This is a genomic window from Amycolatopsis sp. NPDC048633 (assembly GCF_040650695.1).
GTDB lineage: Bacteria > Actinomycetota > Actinomycetes > Mycobacteriales > Pseudonocardiaceae > Amycolatopsis.
Genome location: NZ_JBEZHS010000085.1, coordinates 1 through 5,972, shown reverse-complemented (window position 1 = coordinate 5,972; position 5,972 = coordinate 1). Strand labels below are relative to the sequence as shown.

Here is a 5,972-nt window from a genome sequence, read left to right as displayed (position 1 = left end):
TCGGCGGCCTGCCGGATCGCCGAGCCACCCAGCTGCAGCGACCGGGAGCCGAACGTGCCGATGGCCTTGGGCACCTCGTCGGTGTCGCCGTGGCGCGCCTCGCCGCGCTGCCCCCGCGGCGCCGGGACCCACACCGGGTGCGCTCCGGGAGTTTTCGCTCACCGCGCCGAGCGAGATCTCGCAGTACCGAGAGCGCGCCTGAACCGCGGGCTTCCCGGCACGTCGAGGGGCTGTGCCGGGAAGCCAGCGGTTACCCGCGAGCGGGGTCACGTCCGCGAACGGGGGTGTGCACCCGAACCGGTGCGCTGGATGCTCACGAACGCCGCCCATCCCTGGGAGCAGGCTCGCATCCAGCGCACCGGTTCGTTTTATGCGATCGGCGCGTCCAGCGAAGCCGGGGTGCCGCTGACCGACGCCGCCGCGGCGCTCAGCCGCCGGACCGCTTCGTCGATCTTGTCCGGCGGCAAGGAGAACGGCAGCCGGATCCAGCGTTCCAGGCCACCGTGGACGCCGAAGCGGGAGCCGGGCGCCACCTGGACGCCGTGGCTCGCCGCCGCCACCGCCAGCCGCGAGCTCACCGGCTCCGGCATGCGGCACCACAGCGACAGGCCGCCCTTCGGCAGCGTGAACGTCCAGTCCGGCAGGTACCGGTGCACCGCGCCGGCCAGGGCGTCGCGGTAGCCGCGCAGCTCCTCGCGGCGGCGGGCCAGCGCGGCCTCGTCGGCCAGCAGCTCGGTGAGCACGATCTGCTCGAACACCGGCGACCCGAGGTCGACCGCGTAGCGCGCCGAAACCAGCCGGCCGAGCAGGTCCTCCGACGCGCGGATCCAGCCGAGCCGCAGCCCGCCCCAGTGCGTCTTGGACGCCGATCCCACGCAGATCGCCAGGTCGCCGGCGAACGCGGCCAGCGGCGGCGGCCCGTGGAGCGGGTCGCCTTCCAGGTCCAGCTCGACGAGCGTCTCGTCGACGACCACCGGGGTCCGGGCGCGGGTCAGGACGGTGCCGAGCCGGGCGCGGCCTTCGGCGTCCATGCGCAGGCCGGTCGGGTTCTGGAAGTCGACGACGAGGTAGGCGAACCGCGGGTTCGCCTGGCGCAGCGCCGCGTCGACGCCCGCGATGTCCCACCCGCGCGGGCCGGCCGGGTCGAGGGCCACCGGCACCGGGATCGCGTGCGCGGCGCGGATCGCCTCGAGGGCGTTCGGGTACGTCGGCTGCTCCACGAGCACGCGGTCGCCGGGGCCCGCGAGCATGCGCAGGACCAGGACGAACGCGTGGTGCGCGCCGTTGGTGACCATCACCTGCGAGGGCGTCGTCGGGAGCCCGCGTTCGGTGTACCGCTGGGCGATCTTCTCCCGCAGGCCGAGCAGGCCGCGTTCCTGGTAGCCGTGGTCCCCCAGGTAGTCGGCGAGCCGGACGCGAGCCGTGTCGACCGCCGCGGCCGTGCCCGGGATGGCCGGCGAGGACGCGTGGGTGAGGTCGATCGAGCCGGCCCCCGCCGGGGCGAGCGGCCCGCGGCGACGGCGTCCGGGTGCGGCGATCCACGACCCCGCGCCGCGGCGGCTCGCGACGAACCCGCTCTCCCGCAACCGGTCCAGGGCCGCGCCGATCAGCGTCCGGCTGGCGCCGAGCGCGTCGGCCAGCTCGCGCTCGGCGGGCAGCCGGGTGCCGAGCGGGAGCTGGCCGTCCAGCACCTGCAGCTCGATGGCCGCGGCCAGGTCCACTGCCCCCTGCCGGGACCCGCCTTGCCGCCACGAGCCCAGCATGACGGCCAATCGAGGGCCGGAGATGCGTCCACCTACTGGGATGACCGGTTCCATAAGGCCAATATCCCGGAAGTGGCTATGGTTTACAAGGCCACTTTGACCCGATAGTGGAGACGTGGCTCAGATCGATCTCCGACCCGTCCGGATCTCCCGCGACCCCGTCCGCCGCAGCGCCCAGCTGCTCACGGGCCTCGCCCTCTACGGCACCAGCGTCGCCTTCGTCACCCGAGCCGGCCTCGGCCTCGAGCCGTGGAGCGTGCTGGCCGAGGGCGTCATGAAGCACACCGGACTCACGTTCGGCACGATCACCGGCCTGGTCTCCGTGGTCGTGCTCCTGCTGTGGATCCCGCTGCGCCAACGCCCCGGCATCGGCACCATCGCCAACGTCGTGGTCATCTCGGTGATGGTCGACGTCGTCCGCGCCGTGCTCCCGGACCAGCACGACCTCGTGTGGCAGATCGCGCTGCTGGCCGGCGGAGTGGCGCTGAACGGCGTCGCGACCGCCACCTACGTCGGCGCGCGGCTGGGCCCCGGCCCCCGCGACGGCCTGATGACCGGGCTCGCGGGACGCACCGGCTGGTCCGTCCGGCTGGTGCGCACCGGCATCGAGGTCACCGTGGTCGGCATCGGCTTCCTGCTCGGCGGGACCGTCGGGGTCGGCACCGTGCTCTACGCCCTCGCCATCGGCCCGCTCACCCAGGCCCTGCTGCCGCTGACCACCTGGCGCGACCGCGCCCCCGAAGAGCAGGAGCAGCAGCAGGGTCACTAGCCGGCCTTGCGCTGCTGCACGGCCCGGCGCAGCGTCGGGTAGTCGGCACCGCGCCGGGCGAGCACGTCGTCGGTGTCCCGCTGCTGGGCCAGCGCCAGCAGGATGTGCTCCTGCCCGAGGTGCTTGTCCCCCATCCGGACGGCTTCCTTGAGGCTCAGCTCCAGGGTCTTCTTCGACTGGGACGTGAACGGGATGTGCCCCCGCTTGGCCGGCCCGAGCCGGCCGGCGAGCGCGCCCTCGCCGTGGGTCTGCTCGACGCGTTCGACGATCTGCTCGACGTCGATGCCGAACTCGGTGAGCGCCTCGGCGTCGGCGTCGCTGACCCCGCCGCGGCGCCGGGCGCGCGCCATCTCCTCGGCGACTTCGTCGGCCGAGATGCCCAGCTCGGCGAGCAGCGGGACATTGGTCTTGACCAGCCCGGCCAGCAGGTGCGCCGGCCGGATCTCCACCGAACCGGACTCCCGCGCCACGATCTGCGCTTCGACGACCGCCATCCGCGCGTCCGCCGTGAACCGTTCGAACATCAGTGCCTCCCGTACTTCTTGTGCACGGCCTGCCGGCTGACCCCCAGCTCGGCGGCGATCTCCTGCCACGACCAGCCGCTGATCCGCGCACTGCGGACCTGCACGGCCTCCAGTTGTTCCACCAGCCGCCGGAGCGCGGCGACCGCACGCAGTCCCACCCGGGGATCGCGGTCGCCGGCCCGGGCGGCCAGGTCCGTCGCTTCCGTCATGTCTGTCAACCTACGTTGACATCGGGGGCGTGTCAACCTGAGTTGACAGGCTTCAGCGCGAAGGTCCCGGACCGGCGACGTACAGTCGGGTGATGCCCGAGATCGTGATCGCCGAGCGGGCCGGGGTGGGCGCCGACGGCCACCCCCGCCCGACCGAGGACCACGTCGTCGTGCTGGACAACGCCGTGTTCGTCCTCGACGGCGCCACCTCGTCGGACCCCTCGCAACCTCCGGGCGGCTGGTACGCCGAACGGCTGGCCCGGCGCCTCGCCGACGACCTCCGCGCGACACCCGAAGCCGACCTGACGGACGTCCTGACCAGCGCCATCGCCGTCGTGACGGCGGAGAACGCCCTGCGTCCGCAGCAGTCGCCGTCCAGCACGGTCGCCGCCGTGCGGTGGCTCGACGACCGCGTCGACGCGCTGGTGCTGGCCGACAGCCCGGTCGTCGGCTTCGGCGGCTTCGGTGTCGACGTCGTCTCCGATGACCGTCTCGCCCGGCTGCGGCGGCGAGGGATGCTCCAGACCGGCGCGGACGTCCGGCGCCGGCGCAACGCCCACGACGGCTTCTGGGTCGCCGAAGCCGACCCGGGCGCGGCCGCGCACGCCGTCCGCCGCTGCTGGCCGCGGGCCGACGTCGACGCCGTCCTGCTCGCCAGCGACGGCGTCTCCATCGGCGTCGACCAGTACGCACTGTTCGACTGGCGCGAAGCCCTGGCGGTCACCCGCGCCGACGGGCCGGACGCCGTGCTGGACGCCGTCCGGACCGCGGAGAAGCAGGACCCGGACGGCGAACGCTGGCCGCGCCCGAAACGCCACGACGACCAGGCGCTCGTGCTGATCGACTTCGCATCCGGGGGAATTCAGGGTCTTCCCTGATCACGACCGTCCAGTTCTTCGAGAACCTGGAAGGCATGGGGACGGAACAGGGGAAGCGGACGAGACCGTGGCGGCTCGTGGCACTGGGCGCGCTCGGCTGGGGGCTGTTCACGGCCGTGGTGCTGCACATCATCAGCTCGCGCAACCCGGTGTACGACACGCTGTCGAGCTACACCGTGACCGACCGGGGCGAAGGCATGCTCGCCGCGAGCTTGTTGTCGCTGGCCATCGGCTCGCTGGCGGTGCTCGGCGCGCTGCACGTCGCCGGCGTGCCGCTGTCGCGGACGACCCGGCTGCTGCTCGCCCTCTGGCCGCTCGGGCTGGCCGCGGCCGCGGTGTTCCCGGCGAGCTACCCGGAAGCGCCGGACCCGGTGAGCGGCGAGATCCACCTCTACGCGTGCCTGGTCGCGTTCCTGAGCCTGCCCGGCGCGGCGATCTCACTGCTGGAACCGTTGCGGGGGCACCCGGAGCGGGCTGCCGTCGTGCGGGCGGTCCGGCTGAGCGCGGGGGCGTTCGGGCTGTTCGCGGTCAGCTTCGTGCTGGTGCGGTTGAGCGAGGCGAAGCTCGGGCCGTTCCCGGAGATCTCCGACGCGTTCCCGATCGGCGTCATGCAGCGGCTGCTGCTGCTCGCCGACGTCGCCCTGCTCTTCACGCTGCTGCGGGTCGCGACCCGGCTGGAGTCAGCCTTCGACGGCCGCCGCGAATTCGGGCGCGTAGCCGTACAGGCCGGGCATCCCGCCGGTGTGCAGGAACACCACGTGGTCGTCGGGGGCGAAGTGGCCCGCCCATTCGACCAGCGCGGCGGCCACCTTGCCGGTGTACACCGGATCGAGCACAACTCCCTCGGTGCGGCCGAAAAGCCGTAGCGCGTTCCAGACCGCGTCGGTCGGGATGCCGTAGCCGGGGCCGAGCGTCGAGTCGCTCATCTTCGTGTGCGCGAACGACGGCGGCTCGACGCCGAGGAGCTTGGCCGCGCCGGCGACGAGGTCGCGGAGGTTCTCCGTGGCCTCGTCGAGCGGGTGACTGACGCAGGCGATGCCGACGCCGAGGTTCCCGAGGAGCCCGGTGGCCAGCACGACACCGGCCGCTGTGCCGCCGCTGGCGTGCGGGACAACGAGGTGGGCGCGCTCGACACCACGTTCTTCGAGCTGCTTCGCGAGTTCGAGCGTGGCGCGGACGTAACCGAGGGCGCCGAGGTCGTTGGAGCCGCCGACCGGAACGGTGAAGACCTTCCGGCCTTCGGCGGTGGCTTCGGCGACAAGCCGGTCGTAGGTGCGGCCGGTCTCCTCGCCGTCGGCGCAGACGTGGACGGTCGCGCCGAAAAGCTTGTCGAGCGGAATGTTGCCTGAGTGTTCGTAGGCATCGCCGTCGCGCGGGACCTTCGCGGTGAGGACGAGTTCGCAACGCAAGCCGAGCTTCGCGCACGCGGCGGCGGTCTGACGGCCGTGGTTGGTCTGCAGCGCACCGAAGGTGATCACGGTGTCCGCGCCGGCTTCCTTCGCCGCGCCCAGGTGGAATTCGAGCTTGCGCAGCTTGTTGCCGCCGGCGCCGAGCGGGTGGACGTCGTCGCGTTTGAGCCAGAGGTTCCGCAGGCCGAGAGCTTCGCCGAGCCGCGGTGCCTCGTGCAGCGGCGTCGGCCAGCCGCCCAGGTCGACGCGGGGAATCGCGGCGAGTGCGGCGTCGGGGAATCCGGCGAAGTCGAACGTCATGAGCCCACTCTAGAGCGCCCCAATGTGGCCTTCGGTGCGTTGAACGCACCGAAGGGCCCCTTGGGTGCGTTGAACGCAACCAAGGCCACATTGGGGCGTTCGGGCGGAGGCGGGGCGTTG

6 protein-coding genes and 1 pseudogene are annotated in these 5,972 nt (G+C 72.8%); 3 read left to right on the top strand and 4 right to left on the bottom strand.

The genetic code is table 11. The features are described 5' to 3' along the window. Positions 1-368 precede the first annotated feature (368 nt). Positions 369-1,817 (bottom strand): PLP-dependent aminotransferase family protein, encoded by a 1,449-nt coding sequence (locus tag AB0C38_RS49405; RefSeq protein ID WP_360688694.1) that lies wholly within the window; start codon positions 1,815-1,817, stop codon positions 369-371. Between the two features lie 61 nt (positions 1,818-1,878). Between AB0C38_RS49405 and AB0C38_RS49400 the strand changes: the two genes are divergently transcribed. Next, the gene (locus tag AB0C38_RS49400; RefSeq protein WP_360688691.1) at positions 1,879-2,532 is read left to right on the top strand and encodes a hypothetical protein; all 654 of its coding nucleotides are present in this window, start codon (positions 1,879-1,881) and stop codon (positions 2,530-2,532) included. Here AB0C38_RS49400 and AB0C38_RS49395 read toward each other — a convergent pair. Then, complete coding sequence (locus AB0C38_RS49395; RefSeq protein WP_360688688.1) at positions 2,529-3,056, bottom strand: Clp protease N-terminal domain-containing protein; 528 nt, start codon at positions 3,054-3,056, stop codon at positions 2,529-2,531. The genes AB0C38_RS49400 and AB0C38_RS49395 overlap by 4 nt on opposite strands. Continuing rightward, positions 3,056-3,265, bottom strand: coding sequence for a helix-turn-helix domain-containing protein (locus tag AB0C38_RS49390; RefSeq protein ID WP_360688685.1), 210 nt, complete (start codon positions 3,263-3,265; stop codon positions 3,056-3,058). The genes AB0C38_RS49395 and AB0C38_RS49390 overlap by 1 nt, the downstream gene beginning before the upstream one ends. A gap of 92 nt (positions 3,266-3,357) precedes the next feature. Here AB0C38_RS49390 and AB0C38_RS49385 point away from each other — a divergent pair, with 92 nt between their 5' ends. Further along, positions 3,358-4,143: a protein phosphatase 2C domain-containing protein gene (locus AB0C38_RS49385; RefSeq protein WP_360688682.1), complete on the top strand. Its 786-nt coding sequence runs from the start codon at positions 3,358-3,360 to the stop codon at positions 4,141-4,143. A 35-nt stretch (positions 4,144-4,178) separates the two neighbouring features. Further along, positions 4,179-4,742, top strand: a pseudogene (locus AB0C38_RS49380) (DUF998 domain-containing protein); the annotation flags it as partial. A gap of 81 nt (positions 4,743-4,823) precedes the next feature. Here the strand turns inward: AB0C38_RS49380 and AB0C38_RS49375 are convergent. Then, the gene (locus AB0C38_RS49375) at positions 4,824-5,852 is read right to left on the bottom strand and encodes a D-cysteine desulfhydrase family protein (RefSeq protein ID WP_360688679.1); all 1,029 of its coding nucleotides are present in this window, start codon (positions 5,850-5,852) and stop codon (positions 4,824-4,826) included. Positions 5,853-5,972: the final 120 nt, after the last annotated feature.